The following is a 21,132-nucleotide window of genomic DNA, read 5'->3' on the forward strand; positions in this document are numbered from 1 at the left end:
CGATTATACAAGTATAAAAATGTAAGAAATCACAGAAAACAGAAAAGTTGCTATTTTGTTTGTTTTCGGGTATACTATAGGCGGTTGCTCGACTTGAAAACCGTAAAGAGTAAATAATAGAAAAGGAATTCGTTATGAAGGTAGCAGGAATCATTGCAGAATATAATCCGTTTCACAAAGGACATCAATATCATATAGAAGAAACAAGAAAGCAGACAGGGGCAGATTACGTTATTGCAGTAATGAGCGGAGATTATGTACAAAGAGGAGAACCAGCAATTGCAGATAAATATATGAGAACCCGGATGGCTCTGTCAGGAGGGGCAGATCTCGTCATTGAAATGCCGGTAATATATGCGACAGCCAGTGCAGAATATTTTGCAACTGCAGGTATCGGCATACTTGATCGCTTAGGTTGTGTTGATTATCTTTCTTTTGGAAGTGAATGGGCAGGTATTGAAGATTATTCTTCCTATGCGACGTTGTTTCTTGAAGAGCCGGAAGAATATAGGCAGATTTTACAAGAACAATTAAAGCGAGGAAAAAGTTTTCCGGAAGCAAGAGCTTTCGCAGCAGGAAAGCTGCTTTTTGATTCGAAACCAGAAACAGCTGTAGAATTTTTGAAAGAGCCGAATCACATATTAGGTTTAGAATATATTAAGGCACTGCGTCGGAGAAATTCTTCCATTCAATCAATTACCGTTAAAAGAAAAGGAAACCATTATCATGAAAAAATACTTGCCGAAGAGTATTCTTCTGCAACATCCATCAGAAGGGAACTGTATCAATATTATAGTAGGAATAAGGAAAATAAAATATTTTCTAATAAAAATAATGAAAAAATGTTTGTAAATAGAGAGTACCCTGTGGGTAAAGAAAACTATGTCGCTAAAGAATATAAAGAGAGTGCATTTGTAAATGCACTTTGCGGAGAATATTCTCCTTTTATAGAAGGGTTTTTACAGGGAAACTTTGTTACATGGGAAGATATGATGCCATATCTTGAATATACTTTTCTTTTGAAAAACAGGGTGATCGGAAAATACTTTGGAATGAACCTTGATCTGGCAAGAAGATTTCAAAATATATTTGAACCAGGACTTTCTTTTGAAACTTTAATAGAAAGACTTCACGCAAAGCAGCTTACGGATGCCGCATTAAGGAGAGTACTTTTGCATATCGTACTCCATATAAAATATTATCCATTTTTAGAAGAAGCGAAAAACATTCCGGTACCGTATGCAAGAATTTTAGGTTTTTCTAAAAAAGCCTCCCCGCTTTTGCGGAAAATACGAAAGAAATCCAGTATAGATATTATTCAGCGCCCAATCGAAGGTAAAAAGTTATATGCTGCCAGTTCCCCACAGGCTCAGATTTATAATGTAGATATTCGCAGTGCGGATTTTTATGAGCAGATTGCAGCAAGAAAAGCCGGAAGAAAACCAGTTAGAGAATATACACGCCAGCAAATAGTAAAATAAATTTGTGCGTTTTTTTATGGCTTTCTCATTATTCGAGAGTACCTTACTAGTGCCAAAGACAGAATTTAAAATAGATATGGAGAATTTTTTTGAATCGCGTTATACTAATTTACGTATCCAATGTGAGGAAACTCACCACCTGAAAGAGGTGGGAGTCTTCTCGACTGAGGTAAAATAGACAGCAAAGAGAATACAAAATAAAAAGAGATAGAAAGAGAGGTCGATTTATGTATAATGCAGGATTGATTTTAGAAGGAGGAGGAATGCGCGGGGTGTATACCGCCGGCGTATTAGATGCCTTTTTAGATGCAGGAATTGAATTTTCAAGTGTATATGGCGTATCAGCAGGAAGCTGTCATGCATGCAGCTATCTTTCAAAGCAAAGAGGAAGAGCCTTTCGGGTGAATGTGGATTATCTGGATGATCCAAATTATTGTGGAGCAAAAACATTTTTAAAAACAGGGAATGTTTTTGGACCGGAGATGCTTTATGAACAGATTCCAGATGTATTAGATCCATTTGATCATCAGGCTTTTTTAAATTATCCGGGTAAGTTTTATGCTGTTGTTACGGATGTAGATACTGGAGCTGCAAGGTATTTAAGGGTACGAGATCTGAGAAAGCAGATGTGGATGATCCGCGCATCTAGCTCTCTCCCGTTAGTATCTAAGACACTCGTTGTAAAAGGTCATAAACTTCTTGATGGAGGAATCGCAGACAGCATTCCTATTCGAAAATCAATAGAAGACGGTAATGAGAAGAATGTAGTTATTCTTACAAGAGACAAAGGATATCGTAAAGAGCCAAATAAACTAATGCCGCTCATGCATCTTCGTTATCCAAAGTACAAAGCATTTCTTCATGCAATGGAAACGAGACATATCCGTTACAATGAAACACTGGACTTTTTAGAAGAGCAGGAAAAGGAAGGAAAAATATTGATCATTCGTCCGCAGGTGAAGGTTGATGTCGGAAGAATTGAGAAAGATAAAGCGAAACTTACCGTTCTTTATAAACAAGGTTTTCATGATGGTGGGCAAATGATAGAAACAATGAAAGAATACCTTGAGAAATAGTAGAAATTCTTCTCATTTTCTGATAGACTAAAAGACAAGTAATAAGTAGAAAGGATTGGAAAACATGAGTAAGAAAAAAGTAGTAGTAGCTCTTGGACACAGAGCACTCGGAACAACAATGCCAGAACAGTACAAAGCAACAAGAAAGACAGCAAAAGCGATTGCTGATTTAGTAGAAGCAGGAGCAGATGTTGTCATTTCTCATAGTAATGCACCACAGGTTGGAATGATTCATACAGCCATGAATGAATTTAGTAAGGAGAGAGAAGATTATACACAGGCACCGATGTCTGTCTGCTCTGCGATGAGTCAGGGGTATGTCGGATATGATTTACAGAATGCTATTCGTGCAGAACTTTTAAAAAGAGGTGTATATCGTCCTGTATGTACAATCATTACACAGGTAATGGTAGATCCTTACGATGATGCATTCACAGAACCGGTAAAGGTGATCGGGAGACTCCTTTCCAAAGAGGAAGCAGAACAGGAAGAGAAACATGGTAACTATGTAACAGAAGTAGAAGGCGGATATCGAAGAATCGTAGCAGCGCCAAAGCCACAGGGAATTATTGAGATAGATTCAATCAAAGCTTTATCTGATCAGGGTCAGGTAGTGATTGCCTGCGGCGGTGGTGGAATTCCTGTATTAGCACAGGGAGTAGAGCTTCATGGTGCAAGTGCAGTAATTGAAAAAGACTATGCGAGCGGAAGAATGGCAGAACTTTTGAATGCAGACGCGCTTATGATCTTAACAAGCGTAGAACATGTATGTGTAGGTTATAATACAGATCAGGAAGTTCCATTAGAACATATTTCTGTAGAAGACGCACAGCAGTATATTAATTCAGGACAGTTTGAGCCAAACACAATGCTTCCAAAGATTGAAGCTGGAGTATCCTTCCTTGAAAAAGGCAATGGAAGAAAGGTAATCATCACATCTATTGATAAAGCCTTAGAAGGATATTTAGGTAAAACAGGTACAATAATAGAATAAGTTCTCAAGTTCACAAGTTAAATCTTTTTGCTTATATTGCACATCTGTATTTTTGCTGAATATATTGTTGTAGAATCAAACAGGAGTATTATCAGGTATGATGAGAAGATATCTTGTAATATTAATGATGCCATGTTTCGTGATGCTGTTTGGTATCTGTTGTCTGGCAGGCTGTGAGGGAAGCAAACATCATTTGAAAACAGTACGTTTAAATGAAGTGGCTCATTCTATTTTTTATGCCCCACAATATGTGGCGATAGAAAAAGGTTATTTTGAGAAAGAGGGCATTAAGCTGGAGCTCACAACCGGGTTTGGCGCAGATAAAACGGCGACGGCAGTCATCAGTGGAGATGCAGATATTGCTTTTATGGGACCAGAGGCAACGATTTATCAATTTAATCAGGGGAATGCAGATTATCTTATCAATTTTGCACAGCTTACTCAAAGAGCAGGTAATTTTGTTGTAAGCCGGAATAAAGAAGAAGATTTTCAATGGGAGAACTTAAAAGGAAAGAAAGTTATTGGCGGAAGGCCAGGCGGCATGCCGGAAATGGTATTTGAGTATGTTTTGAAAAAACATGGGATGAATCCACAAAAAGACATTAATCTTGTACAAAATATTGATTTTGCGAATACATCCGGAGCATTTGTTTCAGGAAAAGCAGATTATACTATTGAATTTGAACCGTCAGCTACATTGATTGAAGAACAGGGGGCAGGTTATGTAGTTGCCTCTGTAGGAAAAGAGAGCGGATATGTGCCATATACAGCTTACAGTGTAAAGAAAAGCTATCTTGAATCACATAAAGAATTACTGGAAGCATTTACTCGGGCAATCGAAAAAGGACAGCAATATGTCAATACACATACACCGAAAGAAGTTGCAAAAGTAATTGCACCGCAATTTAAAGATACAGATAGAAAAACAATAGAAAAAATAGTAAAAAGATATGCGGAACAAGATAGTTATAAAGAAAATACAAAATTTGAAAAAGAAAGCTTTGTATTAATTCAGGATATCTTAGAAGAAGCAGGAGAACTAGAAAAACGCGTAGAATATGAAACATTAGTTACAACAGAATTTTCAGAAAAATACTAATTTGAGGTACTAAAGAAACGAAAACCAGAAATTTGATAGAAAAGAAAATGTGAAGATAGTCGCTTCGTAGAAAATGCCTGACCGGCATTTTTACTTGCTCCGACATCACATTTTCTTTTCTATCAAATTTCTGGTTTTCTGTTCGTTGGCTCCAGATGGAAATTAGTATTTTCGTTTTAGGAAAAAGGGGATTGCCCAGAAGGCTATGGCTTTTATCCAAATAAAGACTCTAGACGAGGCATATTTTCTTATGGCGAAATAGCTCTCTTATTAAAAATCATAATTTTCTGGAGAATCCCCTTCTCTTTCCAACAGAAATTACTAATTTGTTATTTATTATCAAAAACAGTCAGCCGCTGAAATAAAATTTATGCTGAATTGTAGGAAAACTATGGTAAAGAAAAAAAGAATTGTTATAAGTATTGCATTTTGTGACTTTGCGCTATGGAATTCTGACCATAGGAACTTGAGACTCGTTTTTCCCAAGTTCCTGTTTTTCTGGGCAGAATGGAATGCTTAGCGCAACGGAACAAAATCTAACTTATAACAATTCTTTTTCTTTAGAAGACTAACTACAATTCAGCTCAATATCTTCTACTAAAGCGGCGTCTGTGTCTCCAGCAAATTAGTATTGTAATAGTTTTCTTGATCTTTGAATTAATGCCGGGTCATCGGAGCTGTTTAAAAAGGTGACATTACCTTTGTGGGTTTGGTCGAGCTGTCTTAGGTTAGCAACGGTAAGGCGGCGGAGCAGTTCTTTGGCAGTTCCGTATCCACCATCAAAAATTGTGACAGATGGACCGACAATCTTTTGGATGGTGTCTTTTAAAAACGGATAGTGTGTGCAACCAAGAACGATTCCGGTAATATCTTTATCTTTATAAGGATCAAGAAGGTTGTGAAGAAAGTTTTCAAGCTTTTCCCCGGAGAGAATACCCTGTTCAACAAATTCCATCAGACCGGGACAGGGGAGGGGATAAATATCCGCCTGTTTATCGTAAATACTTTCCAGTTTGTGGAATTTTTCTTCGCGTAATGTCATTGGAGTAGCCATAACGATAACTTTTGCGTGTTCGCAGGCAAGCACAGCTGGCTTAATAGCAGGTTCCACCCCGACTAAAGGCAGATCGGGATACATATCTCTTAAGATGCGTACAGCAGCACTTGTTGCAGTATTACACGCAACAGCAATGGCTTTTGCATGTTTTTCTTTGATAAGGTATGTAATATGTTCAATCGTAAGTGTACGGACTTCTTCAAGTGTTTTTGTACCATAAGGGGCGTGTTTGGAGTCCCCGTAATAAATAAAATCTTCATTTGGCATCAGTTTTGTCATCTCTCTTAAAACACTGATGCCACCCATGCCGGAATCAAATACGGCAATAGGATCAGATAGTTGATTCATAATTAATTATGTTCCTCCTGATTAAATTTTCCTTAGTCTTTAAAATAGTATAGTTTCTTTTCTTCTTGAAATCAAGAGAATTGTGCATAAACAGTGATTGATTTATACATTTTCGTTGAAAGGCCGCGAGGGATGTGGTATCATTTAAATCGCTTTTAATGAAATAAATAGAGATAATAAAAGAATATTCATAGAAACGATTGATCAAAAACAGTAAATAAGATTAGAGGGAATGATAGCGAGTATGGGAAAGAAATATTTAGTGGTTAGTGATAATCATGGAAGTATGGCGAATTTGGAATATGTAATTGACAGATTTCATGGTCAGATTGAAGGACTTATCCATTGTGGTGATATGGAAATTCCGCCGGAAATGTTAGAAGAACTGGCTGGGTGCCCGGTTTATATGGCAGCCGGAAACTGTGATTATAATTTTAGCAGAGATAAAGAAGATGTTTTTGAACTTGGCGATCATGTGGCGTTTGTGACACATGGAGATGTTTATGGCGTGAGCTGGGGTGAAGAAGAACTTGTAAGCAGAGCGCAGGAGATGGGAGCAGATGTCGTTTTTTACGGTCATACGCATTGTCCGGCATATCATGTATATGAAAGTGAAGGTGTGACAGTCTTTAATCCGGGAAGTATTGCGTTACCAAGACAGATGACACCATCGGGTCCGACTTTTTTGATTATTGATCTGGCAGATGACGGAAGACTTACACCGGAATTATATACGTTATAAATAGATACTTTTAAAATGACCGGCTATGATGAAGTGAAACATATAGCAGGGGTTTGGAGGAAATATGAAGCGACAGAAAAGGGTAGCGGTAATTAATGATGTGACAGGGTTTGGCAGATGTTCTGCTGCTGTGGCACAGCCGATTATTTCTGCGATGAAGATACAGTGTTGTGTAATGCCGACAGCAATTTTGTCTGTGCATACAGGATTTCCGAACTATTTTTTACAGGATTATACGCCATATCTTGAGACATATATGAATAGTTGGGAAGAAACCGGTATTGAATTTGATGGAATTACGACAGGATTTATTGGTTCAAAAGAACAGATCGGACTAGTTGTCGAATTTTTTAAAAAATTTAAAAAAGAGAATACATTGGCTGTAGTTGATCCGGTAATGGGAGATTACGGGAAGTTGTATTCTTCTTATACGGATGATATGTGTCAGGAGATGAAGAAACTTCTTCCTTATGCGGATGTGCTTACTCCAAATCTTACAGAAGCATGTCGTATCCTTGATCTGGATTATCATAAGGTGGATTTGTCAGAAGAAGGTTTGGAGGCAATCTGTGAGGCATTAAGTGAAATGGGACCGGACAGGATTGTGATTACCGGACTGCAGCAGGGGGATTTGATTTTTAATTATATTTTTGAGAAAGATAAAACTTCGGAGCTGTTGTCTACAAGAAAAATTGGTGGAGACCGTTCTGGAACAGGTGATGTTTTTTCTTCTATTGTAACGGGAGCCTTAGTGCAGGGACAGGATTTTAAAACTGCGGTGAAAAGAGCAGTAACTTTTCTTGACAAAGCCATTGCTTATACAGCACAGATGGGATTGCCATGGAATTACGGAATATGTTTTGAAGAATATTTAGAGGAGATTTAGAGATGATTTTATATACAGTAAAAAATGGTGTTTATTATAATTTAGAAGATTTTAAAGAGGATTTATCAGATCTTGGAGAGAATGGATTCCCGAATAAGATTTATATTAATATGACAAATCGATGCTCTTGTTCTTGTACATTTTGTTTAAGAAGTTTAAAAGAATTTAATGAACATAACAGTTTATGGCTTAAGGAAGAACCATCGGTAGAATTAGTAAAAGAATTGTTTTCAAAATATGACTGGTCTCATGTAGCAGAAATTATTTTCTGTGGTTTTGGAGAACCGACCATGCGCTTTGATGATGTAGTGGAAGTGGCTCGGTGGTTAAAGAGTATACATCCGGATATTCCGTTACGTATCAATACGAATGGTTTATCCGATTTGGTGTTCGGAGAACCGACTGCAAGTCGACTTGCAGGAATTTTTGATACAGTTTCGATCAGTTTAAATTCTTCTACCGCACAGAAATACCTTGATGTAACAAGAAATCGCTTTGGTCTGGCCTCTTATGATGCCATGTTAAGTTTTGCAAAAGCATGTCAGCGCTATGTTCCGAATGTAGTGATGACAGTTGTTGATGTAATTGGTGCCGAAGAAGTTGCAGATTGTCAGAAAGTCTGCGATACACATGGTCTTCAGCTTCGCGTGCGTCCATACGAGGCAAATTAACAGATATGAATAATTTCTTTTAAAACAGCAGAAAATACCTCCGGTAAGGAGGTGTTTTTTTATGAAAAAAGCAGAAAAAAGAAAGGTTGTTTTAATAGGGACCGGAATGGTGGGAATGAGTTATGCCTACGCAATATTAAATCAAAATTTATGTGATGAACTTGTGTTGATTGATATCAATAAGAAAAAAGCTGAGGGAGAGGCCATGGATTTAAATCATGGAGTGGCTTTTAGCGGGGGTAACATGGAAATTTATGCAGGAGAATATAGTGATTGCAGGGATGCTGATCTTATAGTTCTTACAGCAGGATTGCCACAAAAAGAGAGGCAGAGTCGTCTGGATTTATTAAAAGAAAACCGGAAAATATTTGAAAGTATTCTACATTCGGTTTTACAAAGTGGTTTTTGTGGTATTTTTCTTGTGGCAACGAATCCTGTAGACATTATGACAAGGATCGTGTATGAAATTAGTGGATTTTCTCCAGAAAAAGTTATTGGTACAGGAACTGCGCTGGATACAGCAAGGCTTCGATATCTTCTTGGAGAAAAGTTTATGATAGATCCTAGAAATATGCATGCCTATGTAATGGGAGAACATGGGGATAGTGAGTTCGTTCCATGGAGTCAGGCTATGATGGCGACAAAACCGATCTTTGATCTGTGTGGAGAAACAAAAGGCTGTCATTTTCAGGAACTGCTTGAATTAGAAGAAGAAGTGCGGATGGCAGCATATAAAATTATTGAAGCGAAAAAAGCAACATATTATGGGATAGGAATGGCAATGGCTCGAATTACAAAGGCTATCTTTGGAAATGAGTATAGCGTGCTTACAGTATCGGCGTATTTACAGGGGGAATATGGAGAAAGTGGAATTTATATTGGAATTCCATGTGTTGTAAATCGGATGGGAATTCAGCGGATCGTGGAACTTCCGCTTGGAGGAGAAGAAAAACAGCGTTTACATTCTTCGTGTGAAATGTTAGAAAATACGTACCAGGAAATTTAACTATAAAAAAGCAGAAAAATATGATATACTATGAAACTGTGATGATGTATTACGTTAATGTATAAGTGAGGTTCCCGCATTTATACGGGAACCTTTAACAGATGTAACATAAGATTTAATAGATGCAACAATGTGACAGATTAAGTAAGACAGATTTTGATGGAGCGGAGGAAATAATGGATTATTTATTAGATGTGCATACGCATACGATTGCTAGCGGACATGCTTATAACAGTATGATGGAGATGGCAAAAGCAGGGTTTGATAAAGGGTTAAAGTTGCTTGGTATTACAGAGCATGCACCAATGATGCCGGGAACATGCCATAGTTTATATTTTCATAATTTAAAAGTTGTTCCGCGTACAATGTGTGGTATTGAAGTAATGCTGGGTGTTGAGCTTAACATTTTAGATTATGACGGACATGTAGATCTGGATGAAAGAACATTACGACAGCTCGATCTTAAGATTGCCAGTTTACATAGTGTTTGTATTCAGCCAGGGACAAGGAAGGAGAATACACAGGCAGTTTTAGGAGCGATACATAATCCTTTGGTAGATATTATCGGACACCCGGACGATGGGATTTATCCGTTAGAATATGAACCGATTGTAGAAGCAGCAAAGGAAACCAATACTCTTTTAGAAGTAAATAATAACTCTTTGAATCCGATGGGTGCAAGAAAGCATACGAGAGAGAATCTGATTGCAATGTTGGAATTGTGTAAGGAATATAAACAGCCGGTAGTAATGAACAGCGATTCTCATGTATTTTGTGATGTGGCAAGAAGAGACTTCTCAGAAAAATTGATAGAAGAAATTAATTTTCCGGAAGAGTTGATCGTGAATCGTTCCGTAGACGTATTTAAAGAATATATTCACAGAAAGTACAAAGAGGATAAATAAAGATTAGAAGATACATAGATTTGAATTTTTAAGGAAGAGGTGAAACTTATGGGAAAAAGTGTACATAATGAAGAGACAAGAAAGTTAATGGAGGGTATTTTAAAGCTGCAGTCTGTAGAAGAATGTTATGCTTTTTTTGAAGATTTATGTACGGTCAATGAATTATTGTCGTTGGGACAGCGCTTCGAGGTGGCAAATATGCTTCGGAATCATAAAACTTATAATGAGGTAGCCGAAGTAACCGGTGCATCTACGGCAACGATCAGTCGAGTGAACCGTTGTTTGAATTATGGAACAGACGGGTATCAGCTTGTACTTAGCCGAATGGAAAAATTAGAAAAAAAAGAAGATTAGATTTGACAGGAGTTGGGATTTGCGTGGACGTTGCATGTTGATTCTGATTTGGCTTGTTAGAAAATATAAAAAGACCAGAGAGAGGATTCAAACAGTGCAGATGAATCTCTTTGGTCTTTTTATATTTAAATCAGATGTGAGATGACTTCCCCCTCTGCAGGTGGCGAGCAACAAATCAGTATCAGTGGGGCATTCTTGAATCTTATTCTGAAATGATAATAAATGAATCAGCCCTTTTTCTTTTTGGGGTGTTCTTCGCGTCTACGGTCAATGAGCTTCTCGATAATCTGCTTTCTCATATAGATATCATAGCAAAGCTGGTAGATAAAGGAAAAATCATCCAGATATTTTGCTTCTTCTTCCGAAAGAGAATACTCAGCAAAAGAATTACGGCTTTTTTCCCAGGTTTTTATAATATCTTCGGATATGGCAGTTTCATTCACTGCGTAGTCATTAATGATCTTCTGGTAAATATCAGAAAGTGAGAGTCCATTCTCGGTATTTTCAGGAAAATACCTTTCTGATAGTGGCTCTAAAAGACTTTGAATATCAGAAATAGATAAGATACTCTTCAAGTAATAGATCATAATTAAAAGAAAAATATGCTCTCTTGAATACTTCTTCTTGTTAGAAGGAGGAAGAAGTTTATTCTTTGTATAATTGTTGATCATTGTTTTCGTAAGAATCTTATCATCCGGATAGCGCTTGGAACCAGCTAATCTGGTGTCCATTAAAGTGGTTACCTGATCCATATATAATCCGATATTCGGGATGTCTTCTGGTGGAATAGATTCTGTTTTTAATAAATTACACAGCCAGTCTTTATAATTATCCAAAATGGTACCTCCATATGTTTTACAAATGTTTGTGTAACTATATTATATAGTTTTTATTACTATATAGCAAGTGGAAATATCGTGAAAAATAAAATCTATATCCTAAGTGACAAGAATATAAAAGTAATGTATAATAAAAATAAGTACCTGTCTTTTGACAGTGAATATAAAATATGTATATACAATAAATGTACTTGCAGATTTTGTAGTACATGGGTGTAAGGAGGTATATTATGGGATTATTTAAAAATCAGCTTGCCAATGTAGTAGAGTGGGAAGAATACAGAGATGACGTTATTTTTTACAAATGGAATAACAGTGAAATTAAAAAGGGATCCCGTTTAATTATTCGTCCGGGACAGGATGCTATTTTTTTATATAATGGTGTTACGGAAGGTGTTTTTGAAAAAGAAGGCAATTATGATATAGAATCAGATATCATGCCATTTCTTTCTACATTAAAGGGATTTAAGTTTGGATTTAACAGTGGAATCCGCGCAGAGGTAATTTTCATTAATACAAAGGAATTTACTATGAAGTGGGGAACCAAACAGGCTGTCAATCTTCCTACCCCGGCTCTTCCAGGAGGAATGCCGATTCGTGCGAATGGAACATTCCAGTTTAAAGTTGGAAGTTACCAGATGCTGATCGACAAAGTAGCAGGAATAAAGAAACAGTATACAACAGAGGAAGTAAGAGAACGTGTATTATCTGTTCTTAATCAGCTGCTTCTTCGATGGATCGTTCGTGAAGGAAAGGATATGTTTAATATTCAGGCGAACGCAGTCGAGATTTCTGAGGGAATCATGGGAGAACTGAATACAGAACTGGAGAAAATCGGACTTGCTGCAACCGGATTCCAGATTGATTCTGTCAGCTATCCGGAAGAAGTTCAGGAAATGGTAACTAAGGTGGCTGGTCAGAGTATGGTTGGTGACATGGGACGATATCAGCAGATGGCGATGATCGATGCGATGACAAATACTAGCAATAATGGCGGCGGAAACAATATGGCAGCAGATATGGCATCTATGCAGATGGGAATGATGATGGGACAGCAGATGGTAAATCAGATGCAGAATGCCATGCAGGGACAGAATAATCAGAATATTGCACAGGGACAGGTTCAGAATACAGCTTCAAATGTACAGCCTCAAAGCCAGCCTCAGCCACAGGCAGAGCAGCCGGCAGGAGGAGTACCAAACTTTTGTCCAAACTGTGGTCAGAAGACGGAAGGAAGTAAGTTCTGTCCAAACTGTGGTCAGAAACTGGTGCCTTAGCATATTGATAAAGGGATTTATCCTATAAATGAAGTATCAATATAATGGCACAGTGTTTTAGAAAGGTTGGATAATGAGTATTTACGATACTTTAAATAAAGAACAAAGAGAGGCGGTCTTCTGTACAGAAGGCCCCCTTTTGATGCTTGCGGGAGCAGGATCGGGAAAGACCAGATCACTAACACACCGTATTGCATATTTAATAGAAGAAAAAGGAATTGCACCATGGAACATTCTGGCAATCACTTTCACAAACAAGGCGGCGCAGGAGATGAGAGAGCGTGTAGATTCTCTGGTAGGATACGGTTCAGAAGATATTTGGATCAGCACCTTTCATGCTACTTGCAGCCGTATTTTGCGAAGACATATTGATTTGTTAGGATATGACAGAAATTTTACGATTTATGATGCAAGCGATCAAAAGTCTCTTATGAAAGAAGTTTTAAAAGAGATGAAAATCGATACGAAGCAGTTTCCAGAACGCTCGGTTATGTCAGAAATTTCTTCTGCCAAGAATGAATATAAATCTCCGCTCGATTATCGTAATGAGTACGGAAGTAATTATCGTAATCAGAGAATTGCGGATATTTATGAATGTTATCAGAAGCGTCTAAAGGAGAATAATGCACTTGATTTTGACGATCTTCTTGTAAAAATGGTAGATTTATTTCAAGCAAATCCAGAAGTTTTAGAGCATTATCAGGATCGTTTTCGGTATATTATGGTTGACGAATATCAGGATACGAATACAGTACAGTTCCTATTGGTAAGTCTTCTTGCAAAGAAATATCGTAATCTTTGTGTTGTCGGAGATGATGACCAGTCTATTTATAAATTCCGGGGAGCCAATATTTATAATATTTTAAATTTTGAGAAAGTATTTCCGGATGCACAGGTAATCCGTTTAGAACAGAATTATCGTTCCACGCAGAATATTCTTAATGCTGCAAACGGAGTTATTGCAAATAATAAAGGAAGAAAAGAAAAGAAATTGTGGACCGAAAACCAGAAGGGAGAATTGGTTCACTTTAAGCAGTATGATACGGAATATGAAGAGGCAGAAGGAGTTGTATCCACTATTAATTTCCTCTCCATGCGAGGGGTAGAATATAAGGATATGGCAATTTTATATAGAACGAATGCACAGTCTCGCATATTTGAAGAAAAGTTAAAACAAAGAAATATTCCATATGCGATCGTACGAGGAATTAGTTTTTACGATAGAAAAGAAATTAAAGATTTGATGAGCTATCTGAAAGTGGTAGACAGCGGAATGGATGATCTCTCCGTAAAAAGAATTATCAATGTTCCGAAAAGAGGAATTGGTCAGACAACAATTAACCGTCTGCAGGAGTTTGCGATCATGAATCAGATAAGTTTTCTTGATGCAGTATTTAATGCAGATGAGATTCCGGAAGTTGCAAGGGCACTTGCAAAGCTTCATAAATTTGCAGATATGATAGAAAATTTTCGAAATTACAGTATGGAACATGAAATCAGTGAATTGTTAGAACATATTCTTGACGTAACACAATATAGAGCAGAATTAGAAGCAGAAGGAACCGATGAATCCATCAGCCGCTTAGAAGATATAGAGGAACTTTTTAACGATATTGCATATTACGAAGAAGAGGAAGAAAATCCGAATCTTCGAGATTTCCTTGCAGAAAAAGATATGTATACACTAAATGCGGGAATTGATAACTTAGAAGAAGAGGATAATAAGGTGTTATTGATGACACTTCATAATGCAAAAGGTCTGGAATTTAATAATGTTTTCCTTGGAGGCATGGAAGAAGGCGTATTTCCAGGTTATGGTGCTATGATGTCAGGCGATGAATCAGAAATAGAAGAAGAACGCCGGCTTTGCTATGTTGGAATCACAAGAGCAAAGGAAAGACTGTTCTTAAGTTCAGCCAAGAGAAGAATGTTACGTGGTCAGACACAATATAACAGGCATTCCCGCTTTATCGATGAAATCCCTTCCGTTTATCTTGATATAAAGAAGAATAATTCCACACATCAGGAAGTAAAAAAGACAGATCGCCCAGTGAAGTATCAATATGGAGCGGGAGCAGGGAAACCGTATAATCTGAGTGATTTTAAAATAAAACCAACCGGAGAATTAAATTATCAGGTGGGAGACCGCGTGAAGCATATCAAGTTTGGCGTGGGAACCGTACAGGAAATCACAAAAGGTGGAAGAGATTATGAAGTCTCCGTAGACTTTGACAGAGTAGGACGAAAAAAAATGTTCGCATCTTTCGCAAAATTAAAAAAAGTTACTATTTGATTCATTTAGAAGAAAACAGACGAAAAAAGAAATAATACCATATCCCATCTGCTCTGTAGTCGCTGTGTTTAAGATGCTCATCCGCATCTTAAACACGCTCCGAAGCCGCATCTGGGATATGGTATTATTTCTTTTTTCTGTGTTTTGGCTCCAGAAGGAATGAATGCAATAGTCTTTGGAGAGAGATGGGGAAGAAATCAGAAGACTACTGCTTGCTCGGAAGATGTATCATCCAGAAGATTATTTTCTCGCTCTTAACGAGTAGTAAAGAGAAAGGAGATTGTCATTTTACAAAAAAGTACAGAAATCGCCTTTATATTTATCGTACATTCTAATTCAAGAACGCCTTGGCATTCTTGCTGCGAGATGTGCGTTATATATGACGTATGGCATACATTTTGAGAAAAAACGATATATTGCGACAATATAATGATAAAATTATTATGTACAGTGATAGGTTTCGGTATCATCTTATCATCAGTGAAACTTGAAAAAAGGTTCAGCATAGTAGAAATAGCATCGAAATAAGCCACAACCTCCTGACCTCTCCCCCCTTTCTCTCCCCAAAAACTATTTCATTCATTCCATGTGGTACCAACACACAGAAAATAAAAATAATAGACCATTGCAAATATAATGTGAGAGCAAGTAAAAATGCCGAACAGGCATTTTCTACGCAGTGATATCTTTATATTTGCAATGGTCTATTATTTTTATTTTCGTCTGTTTTCCCCTAATGAATCAAATAGTAAAAAAATATTGTTGGTAAAGCAGGCTTTATCGTGATATACTAAAGAAAAGATTAGTAAGGAGGACTTGCATAATGAAAAATATTGATGAATTACTTGGTGTTGCAAAGTTATCAGAGTTAATGAGCAATGATAAGAAGGATGAATCTAAGAAAGTTTTATGGATTCTGGCAATTATCGGAGCAGTAGCAGCAGTTGCAGGAATTGCAGCTTTAGTTTATAAGTATCTTTCTCCAGATTATTTAGAAGATATTGATGATGACTATGATGACGACTTTGACGATGATTTCTTCGATGAAGAAGAGGATGAACCAGAGCAGGAAGAGACAGAAGAGACAGAAGAAACAGAAAAGGTAGAAGAAACAGAAAAGACAGAAGAAAATTAAAATCTTAAGTGTTTAAAGGAACAGTCGGTGTAATGAAGAGAAATTTATATCGGCTGTTTTTTACTTTACGGAGAGTGTATTCTTATAAAGTAAAAAACGCTACACATTTTAAGATATATCACTATAAAGATATAAGAAAAATGCCAGGTGAAAATGTCAAAAAATAAATGTATAGTTGTACTAATTGTCTGAAAAAAATATATTTTTAAAAATTTTAAGAAAAGTTGAAAAAAACTGTTGACATTTTGTTTGGGGTAGTATATAATGCATATTGTCAGCGCGAGAGAATAGCGAGGACATGAATTATTTGAATATCGGGGTGTGGCTCAGCTTGGCTAGAGCGCTTGATTTGGGATCAAGAGGCCGCAGGTTCGAATCCTGTCACCCCGATATCTGCGGGTGTAGTTCAATGGTAGAACACTAGCCTTCCAAGCTAGATACGTGGGTTCGATTCCCATCACCCGCTTCTGCGAGAGCAGTATTTACAGTTATATAATGTAACTACTATTTTATGCGTGTCCGTAGCTCAGCTGGATAGAGCAACGGCCTTCTAAGCCGTGGGTCGGGGGTTCGAATCCCTTCGGGCACGTTTGTCAGGTTGTCCTGGCTATGGTGGGTGTGGCGCAGTTGGTTAGCGCGCCAGATTGTGGCTCTGGAGGCCGAGGGTTCGAATCCCTCTACCCACCTTATAATGGGCTATCGCCAAGCGGTAAGGCACAGGACTTTGACTCCTGCATTCGCTGGTTCGAATCCAGCTAGTCCAGTTGGACCAGTGATTCGATATACTGGCTCAGTAATATTTATATGGGATATTAGCTCAGTTGGTAGAGCACTTGACTTTTAATCAAGTTGTCCGGGGTTCGAATCCCCGATGTCTCATTTGAGAATCGTCTTATAGATGATTTTTGATTTAAAACATTATAGTTATACCGGGGTGTGGCTCAGCTTGGCTAGAGCGCTTGATTTGGGATCAAGAGGCCGCAGGTTCGAATCCTGTCACCCCGATATCTGCGGGTGTAGTTCAATGGTAGAACACTAGCCTTCCAAGCTAGATACGTGGGTTCGATTCCCATCACCCGCTTTCTTTTTTCGCCTACGAAAAAAGATAATTGAATTACAGGATATGCGGATATGGCGGAATTGGCAGACGCGCTAGACTTAGGATCTAGTTCTTCGGAGTGCAGGTTCGATTCCTGTTATCCGCATAGTAAAAGCCGGAGGGCCGCTATTTTAGTAGGTTTCCGGCTTTTATTTTTGGGTAGTGGTAATAAAATGGTAATATTTTATTTATAAAGTTTCTATAAAGTGGTCAAATTCCTTTTTTATAGGCGGTTAGCAGTATGGGAATGGGTGAAATGCCTGTTTGACAATAGGAGCGGCATAGAATATAATATACTTAACAAGACAACTGGGAAAGATGGGCGCACTCCATCTGACCCGGGCAAGTTAATAGACTATTGAAATAGCCGTCCTAAACTTTAACAGAGAACAGGACGGCTATTTTTTATGTAAATTAGTATTGAGGGCTGAAAAATTCACAACAAATGTTACGGAAAAGTTTCCAAAGTGTTAAATTTTACTATAGAAAAAAATGATTGTCGGTGTTATAATCAGATGCAAATATTTGATACAAAGAGGTATTGAGATGAGTGAAGCAGTGAGCAGAAACACAAAGCGCATTTATAAGTGGGACAATCTGAAGTGTTTTTTAATTGTTATGGTTGTTATAGGACATTTTGTGAATCAGTATGCACCAATATCGAATACAATGAAAAGCCTTTCTCTTTTTATTTATTCCTTCCATATGCCGCTTTTTATTTTTTTGTCAGGATTATTACAGAAGAAGTGGGGTGCAAGGCATCCGTTTCGATGGGATAAGCCTATATATTATATTATGATTGGTTACACGTTGAAGTTTTGCATTTATGGAATCAAGTTATTATTTCATCAGGAAGCGGTATTTCAGTGGTTTGAAGATACAGGAATTCCATGGTATATGTTTGCCATGGCTGCTTTTATGCTTATGACATATTTGCTGCGTGAATTACCGCTGTGGTTTGTTATGCCGATCAGTATTATGATTGCATGCCTTGCTGGATATGATACGAATATTGGAAGCTTTCTTTATCTTTCAAGGATTATTGTATTTTTTCCTTTTTATTATGTGGGATATCATTTGGATATAAAGAAAGTGCAGGAGGTTTTAGATAAACTGTGGATTAAGTGTCTTTCTGCTATTTTTCTTACGGATATGATTTTATATACGTTAGCGAGAATCGAAGATAAGTATTCTTATATACGTCTTTTTACGGGAAGGAATGCGTATGAATTTATTAATGTAGAAGATTGTGGGGCAGTGCATCGTCTGGTATTCTATATGATTGCCTTTCTTATGGGAATTGCGATTATAAGCCTTGTGCCAAATCGTAAGATTCCGGTTATAGGAACAGTAGGTAAAAGAACGTTGCAGATTTATTTCTGGCATCGATTAGTGTTATATATACTTACATTTTCTGGTATGACAGATGAGCTTATTAAAAAGGTTCCATCTGGCTGGATATGGATTTATCTTGCGATTGCGGTGGTGCTTCCGTTTGTATTATCATTAAAAATTTTTGGCGTACCACTTACGTTTCTTAAAAACAGTGAGCATATCATGCTGACTGGAATAAACAGAGTTGCTGTGAATCTGTATAAATGGAAAGAGAGTACCCTTACGGTACTCCCTGTGTTAGAATTCGTTACAATTGTATTAATGCTGATTTATTATGGTGAGGATGTCGGCATCCTGTAGCACCTTTAACAGTTTTTGACAGAATGGAACTCCGAGCTGCGCGCACATTCTGTCGTAATGAAGAAATTTAATCTGTAAACGATCTGGATGTTCTGTTAAAATATCATATAGAGCATCCAGATTATTTCCAAAATATTCTGGAACATTCAGTTCAGTTTTTATGTTCGCATAAAAATCTTCTTTCTTTTTTATGGATAATCCATCGATTGTGATTGTCATTGTATATCATCCCCATAAAGTAAAGTAAAAGTTTCATAGTGATCATCTGTATAATAAATCTGACCGTCATCTGAGTAGATAATTCGTTTAGCTCCGCGGCTTTTTGCATTCAAAGTGTCGATATCGCACTCGTGGTAGGTTCTTCCAGAGACAACTGGTAATCGTTGTTCATAATTGCCGAAATAATCTCCACCGATACATTTGCCTGGAGCATAAGGTTCTAAGCTTCCGCCAGACCAGCCCAGTTTTTTTGCTTCTTTTTTTGTAATGAAATTCGTCGGAAGCTGTCTGTACTGGATAAGGTAGTTTGTCACATCTTCTTTAGATGTGTAGCTGCCGTTTTTGTTAAGATAATCATCCGTTTCATCGATTTGTTTCTTTTTAGAAGAAGCAGTGCCTGCATTGTCCGACTGTGAGGTGTCCGAAGTGTTTTTATCGGAATTATTAGTAATTGTTGAAGTGTATGTTCTGGTTTCTGTAGTGCTTTCTACATTAAAAGAGGAGTTACATCCGCTGATCGGAAGAACGACAAGTAATAATGTAGAAAGGATGGATAGAAAATACCATAATTTCTTTTTGAAATGCATTAAAATTCCTCCCTGCATTGTGATGATGTACTCTAGGAGTCTTTCTTATACTTGAGTTTATGGCTGATTTTCCGCCAGTTGCACCCGAATTTCATCAACGTACGCACCGCGTACGCCTCAAAAATTTGGATACAACTGACAAAAAAACTTCTCACAAAATCAAGCACAAAAAGATTCCGAGAGTACATTGTGTAATTTTAAATTTATATTCCTTCTGAAATTAGTATAACAAAAAGGAAAGAGGCAGTAAAGAAGCTGTAGAAAAATTTGTTTACGCAAATTTTCGCTTCCCTACTGCCTTTTTAGCAGAATATAAAAAAATGATAGAGTACGGTTACATGTCGCGTCCGATTCGACCAAATAAGGTAAGTAAATATAAACCGGACAGGCCGACAAGATCATAGATAAGACGGGAAAACCAGCTATTTTCTCCAAAAAAGAATGAGACAAGATTAAATTGGAATATGCCGATTAATCCCCAGGTAATCGCGCCAATAATAGCTAAAGTTAGAGCGGTATAATCAATCCACTTCATAAATAAATACTCCTTTCTGTGTTGGTTTTATCAGTATAACCATTTTCTATAAAATTATAAAAAGCGGAATAAATAAATTATATTTTTTGAAAAAGTGCAGATAATATTTATAAAACGATATGTACTCTCGGAATCTTTTTGTAAAGGCAAGTATATCAGATGCGCGGAAGAAGTATGTCATGCATTTCATGACGCGCAGCTTGCAGCAAGAATGCCGGGGCATTCTTGAATGAAGAATCAGAGACTACATTAATAAAGAAAGGAGTTTTATTGATGAAAAAATCAAAAATGTATGTGGTAATGTTACTGGCGGTAATGGTTGTGTGTGCTCTTGTCGGCTGTGGAATGAAAAATTCAAATGGAGAGGATATGGAAGCAACAACTGGATGGAGTGTGGAAGATCCTGATAATACAAAGGAAAATAATAAAGCGACAGAAGATACAAATGATACAGAGGATACAGGAGATACAGGAGATGGCATTATGGGTCATTTAGGGGCAGGCACTTTTGATACGTATGAAGATGCTAAAAATTATCTGAAGGATAAACTAGAAACAGATCATCAGGATATTTCGTACGAATTTCGTGAGGAAAATGAGAAACTTACTGCTTATAACAGTGAAAATCCAGGAGCAGAAGGATATGAGTTCCACGTATATGAAGCTGATGGTGGGAAAAAAACAGGGGATTATTACGTAGATAAAGATACTGGTAAAGTATATCTTTATACAGAAGATAATAAGATTACGGAGTATTAAAATTTAAGAATATCTGGGCATTCTTGAAAAGATGACAGATTGGAACAAGATGTAAAACAATGTTCCAATCTGTCA

At 37.3% G+C, this 21,132-nt stretch carries 20 protein-coding genes and 9 tRNA genes; 24 read left to right on the forward strand and 5 right to left on the reverse strand.

Going from position 1 to position 21,132, the window contains the following annotated elements; genetic code table 11:
- Nucleotides 1-134 precede the first annotated feature (134 nt).
- The 4 genes from FYJ25_RS11330 (at nucleotide 135) to FYJ25_RS11345 (ending at nucleotide 4,650) form a co-directional block, all read left to right on the forward strand.
- Nucleotides 135-1,481 (forward strand): tRNA(Met) cytidine acetate ligase, encoded by a 1,347-nt coding sequence (locus FYJ25_RS11330; protein ID WP_154581341.1) that lies wholly within the window; start codon nucleotides 135-137, stop codon nucleotides 1,479-1,481.
- A 227-nt stretch (nucleotides 1,482-1,708) separates the two neighbouring features.
- Nucleotides 1,709-2,557, forward strand: coding sequence for a patatin-like phospholipase family protein (locus tag FYJ25_RS11335; RefSeq protein ID WP_154581342.1), 849 nt, complete (start codon nucleotides 1,709-1,711; stop codon nucleotides 2,555-2,557).
- Between the two features lie 64 nt (nucleotides 2,558-2,621).
- A complete protein-coding gene (arcC, locus tag FYJ25_RS11340; protein WP_021906679.1) occupies nucleotides 2,622-3,551 on the forward strand; it encodes a carbamate kinase in 930 nt (309 codons plus the stop codon).
- A gap of 100 nt (nucleotides 3,552-3,651) precedes the next feature.
- Nucleotides 3,652-4,650, forward strand: coding sequence for an ABC transporter substrate-binding protein (locus FYJ25_RS11345; RefSeq protein ID WP_154581351.1), 999 nt, complete (start codon nucleotides 3,652-3,654; stop codon nucleotides 4,648-4,650).
- Nucleotides 4,651-5,275: 625 nt separating this feature from the next.
- On the opposite strand, the gene murI is transcribed toward FYJ25_RS11345, so the two are convergent.
- The gene (gene murI, locus FYJ25_RS11350) at nucleotides 5,276-6,055 is read right to left on the reverse strand and encodes a glutamate racemase (RefSeq protein ID WP_147607245.1); all 780 of its coding nucleotides are present in this window, start codon (nucleotides 6,053-6,055) and stop codon (nucleotides 5,276-5,278) included.
- Between the two features lie 244 nt (nucleotides 6,056-6,299).
- On the opposite strand from murI, the gene FYJ25_RS11355 reads away from it, so the two are divergent.
- From FYJ25_RS11355 to FYJ25_RS11380, 6 genes are all read left to right on the forward strand, one after another.
- On the forward strand, nucleotides 6,300-6,797 hold the full coding sequence (locus tag FYJ25_RS11355; RefSeq protein ID WP_157908546.1) for a metallophosphoesterase family protein: 498 nt from the start codon (nucleotides 6,300-6,302) through the stop codon (nucleotides 6,795-6,797).
- 64 nt (nucleotides 6,798-6,861) lie between these two features.
- Nucleotides 6,862-7,683 (forward strand): pyridoxamine kinase, encoded by an 822-nt coding sequence (locus tag FYJ25_RS11360; protein WP_154581343.1) that lies wholly within the window; start codon nucleotides 6,862-6,864, stop codon nucleotides 7,681-7,683.
- Between the two features lie 2 nt (nucleotides 7,684-7,685).
- Complete coding sequence (locus FYJ25_RS11365) at nucleotides 7,686-8,354, forward strand: TatD family nuclease-associated radical SAM protein (RefSeq protein ID WP_096239409.1); 669 nt, start codon at nucleotides 7,686-7,688, stop codon at nucleotides 8,352-8,354.
- A 61-nt stretch (nucleotides 8,355-8,415) separates the two neighbouring features.
- Nucleotides 8,416-9,360 (forward strand): L-lactate dehydrogenase, encoded by a 945-nt coding sequence (locus FYJ25_RS11370; protein ID WP_021906441.1) that lies wholly within the window; start codon nucleotides 8,416-8,418, stop codon nucleotides 9,358-9,360.
- Nucleotides 9,361-9,536: 176 nt separating this feature from the next.
- Nucleotides 9,537-10,265: a phosphatase gene (locus FYJ25_RS11375; RefSeq protein WP_154581344.1), complete on the forward strand. Its 729-nt coding sequence runs from the start codon at nucleotides 9,537-9,539 to the stop codon at nucleotides 10,263-10,265.
- Nucleotides 10,266-10,313: 48 nt separating this feature from the next.
- Nucleotides 10,314-10,619 carry a YerC/YecD family TrpR-related protein gene (locus tag FYJ25_RS11380; RefSeq protein ID WP_021906443.1) on the forward strand — a complete coding sequence of 102 codons (306 nt, stop codon included), beginning with the start codon at nucleotides 10,314-10,316 and terminating at the stop codon, nucleotides 10,617-10,619.
- Between the two features lie 227 nt (nucleotides 10,620-10,846).
- Here FYJ25_RS11380 and FYJ25_RS11385 read toward each other — a convergent pair whose 3' ends face one another.
- Complete coding sequence (locus FYJ25_RS11385; RefSeq protein ID WP_154581345.1) at nucleotides 10,847-11,455, reverse strand: DUF1836 domain-containing protein; 609 nt, start codon at nucleotides 11,453-11,455, stop codon at nucleotides 10,847-10,849.
- A gap of 233 nt (nucleotides 11,456-11,688) precedes the next feature.
- On the opposite strand from FYJ25_RS11385, the gene FYJ25_RS11390 reads away from it, so the two are divergent.
- From FYJ25_RS11390 to FYJ25_RS11450, 13 genes are all read left to right on the forward strand, one after another.
- On the forward strand, nucleotides 11,689-12,735 hold the full coding sequence (locus tag FYJ25_RS11390) for an SPFH domain-containing protein (protein WP_096239411.1): 1,047 nt from the start codon (nucleotides 11,689-11,691) through the stop codon (nucleotides 12,733-12,735).
- A 73-nt stretch (nucleotides 12,736-12,808) separates the two neighbouring features.
- The gene (pcrA, locus tag FYJ25_RS11395; RefSeq protein WP_154581346.1) at nucleotides 12,809-15,028 is read left to right on the forward strand and encodes a DNA helicase PcrA; all 2,220 of its coding nucleotides are present in this window, start codon (nucleotides 12,809-12,811) and stop codon (nucleotides 15,026-15,028) included.
- A gap of 823 nt (nucleotides 15,029-15,851) precedes the next feature.
- Nucleotides 15,852-16,163, forward strand: a complete 312-nt coding sequence (locus FYJ25_RS11400; protein WP_154581347.1) for a DUF4366 domain-containing protein — start codon at nucleotides 15,852-15,854, stop codon at nucleotides 16,161-16,163.
- Nucleotides 16,164-16,478: 315 nt separating this feature from the next.
- A tRNA-Pro gene (locus tag FYJ25_RS11405) sits at nucleotides 16,479-16,553 on the forward strand.
- A gap of 5 nt (nucleotides 16,554-16,558) precedes the next feature.
- Nucleotides 16,559-16,629: transfer RNA gene (locus FYJ25_RS11410), tRNA-Gly, on the forward strand.
- A 49-nt stretch (nucleotides 16,630-16,678) separates the two neighbouring features.
- Nucleotides 16,679-16,752, forward strand: a tRNA-Arg gene (locus tag FYJ25_RS11415).
- A gap of 23 nt (nucleotides 16,753-16,775) precedes the next feature.
- Nucleotides 16,776-16,849, forward strand: a tRNA-His gene (locus tag FYJ25_RS11420).
- 6 nt (nucleotides 16,850-16,855) lie between these two features.
- Nucleotides 16,856-16,927 (forward strand) — tRNA-Gln (locus FYJ25_RS11425).
- A gap of 42 nt (nucleotides 16,928-16,969) precedes the next feature.
- Nucleotides 16,970-17,042: transfer RNA gene (locus FYJ25_RS11430), tRNA-Lys, on the forward strand.
- A 51-nt stretch (nucleotides 17,043-17,093) separates the two neighbouring features.
- Nucleotides 17,094-17,168 (forward strand) — tRNA-Pro (locus tag FYJ25_RS11435).
- Between the two features lie 5 nt (nucleotides 17,169-17,173).
- A tRNA-Gly gene (locus FYJ25_RS11440) sits at nucleotides 17,174-17,244 on the forward strand.
- A 44-nt stretch (nucleotides 17,245-17,288) separates the two neighbouring features.
- A tRNA-Leu gene (locus FYJ25_RS11445) sits at nucleotides 17,289-17,368 on the forward strand.
- A 440-nt stretch (nucleotides 17,369-17,808) separates the two neighbouring features.
- Nucleotides 17,809-18,957, forward strand: a complete 1,149-nt coding sequence (locus FYJ25_RS11450; RefSeq protein ID WP_021907753.1) for an acyltransferase family protein — start codon at nucleotides 17,809-17,811, stop codon at nucleotides 18,955-18,957.
- On the opposite strand, the gene FYJ25_RS11455 is transcribed toward FYJ25_RS11450, so the two are convergent.
- The 3 genes from FYJ25_RS11455 to FYJ25_RS11465 form a co-directional block, all read right to left on the reverse strand.
- The gene (locus tag FYJ25_RS11455) at nucleotides 18,916-19,176 is read right to left on the reverse strand and encodes a barstar family protein (RefSeq protein WP_096239415.1); all 261 of its coding nucleotides are present in this window, start codon (nucleotides 19,174-19,176) and stop codon (nucleotides 18,916-18,918) included. The genes FYJ25_RS11450 and FYJ25_RS11455 overlap by 42 nt on opposite strands.
- The gene (locus FYJ25_RS11460; RefSeq protein WP_096239416.1) at nucleotides 19,173-19,763 is read right to left on the reverse strand and encodes a ribonuclease domain-containing protein; all 591 of its coding nucleotides are present in this window, start codon (nucleotides 19,761-19,763) and stop codon (nucleotides 19,173-19,175) included. The genes FYJ25_RS11455 and FYJ25_RS11460 overlap by 4 nt, the downstream gene beginning before the upstream one ends.
- Before the next feature lie 334 nt (nucleotides 19,764-20,097).
- Nucleotides 20,098-20,298: a DUF378 domain-containing protein gene (locus FYJ25_RS11465; RefSeq protein ID WP_021907756.1), complete on the reverse strand. Its 201-nt coding sequence runs from the start codon at nucleotides 20,296-20,298 to the stop codon at nucleotides 20,098-20,100.
- Nucleotides 20,299-20,571: 273 nt separating this feature from the next.
- On the opposite strand from FYJ25_RS11465, the gene FYJ25_RS11470 reads away from it, so the two are divergent.
- Entirely contained in the window at nucleotides 20,572-21,057 is a 486-nt protein-coding gene (locus FYJ25_RS11470; protein WP_096239417.1) for a hypothetical protein, read from the forward strand.
- The last annotated feature ends 75 nt before the right edge of the window (nucleotides 21,058-21,132 follow it).

It is taken from the genome of Anaerobutyricum soehngenii, assembly GCF_009697165.1.
GTDB lineage: Bacteria > Bacillota > Clostridia > Lachnospirales > Lachnospiraceae > Anaerobutyricum > Anaerobutyricum soehngenii.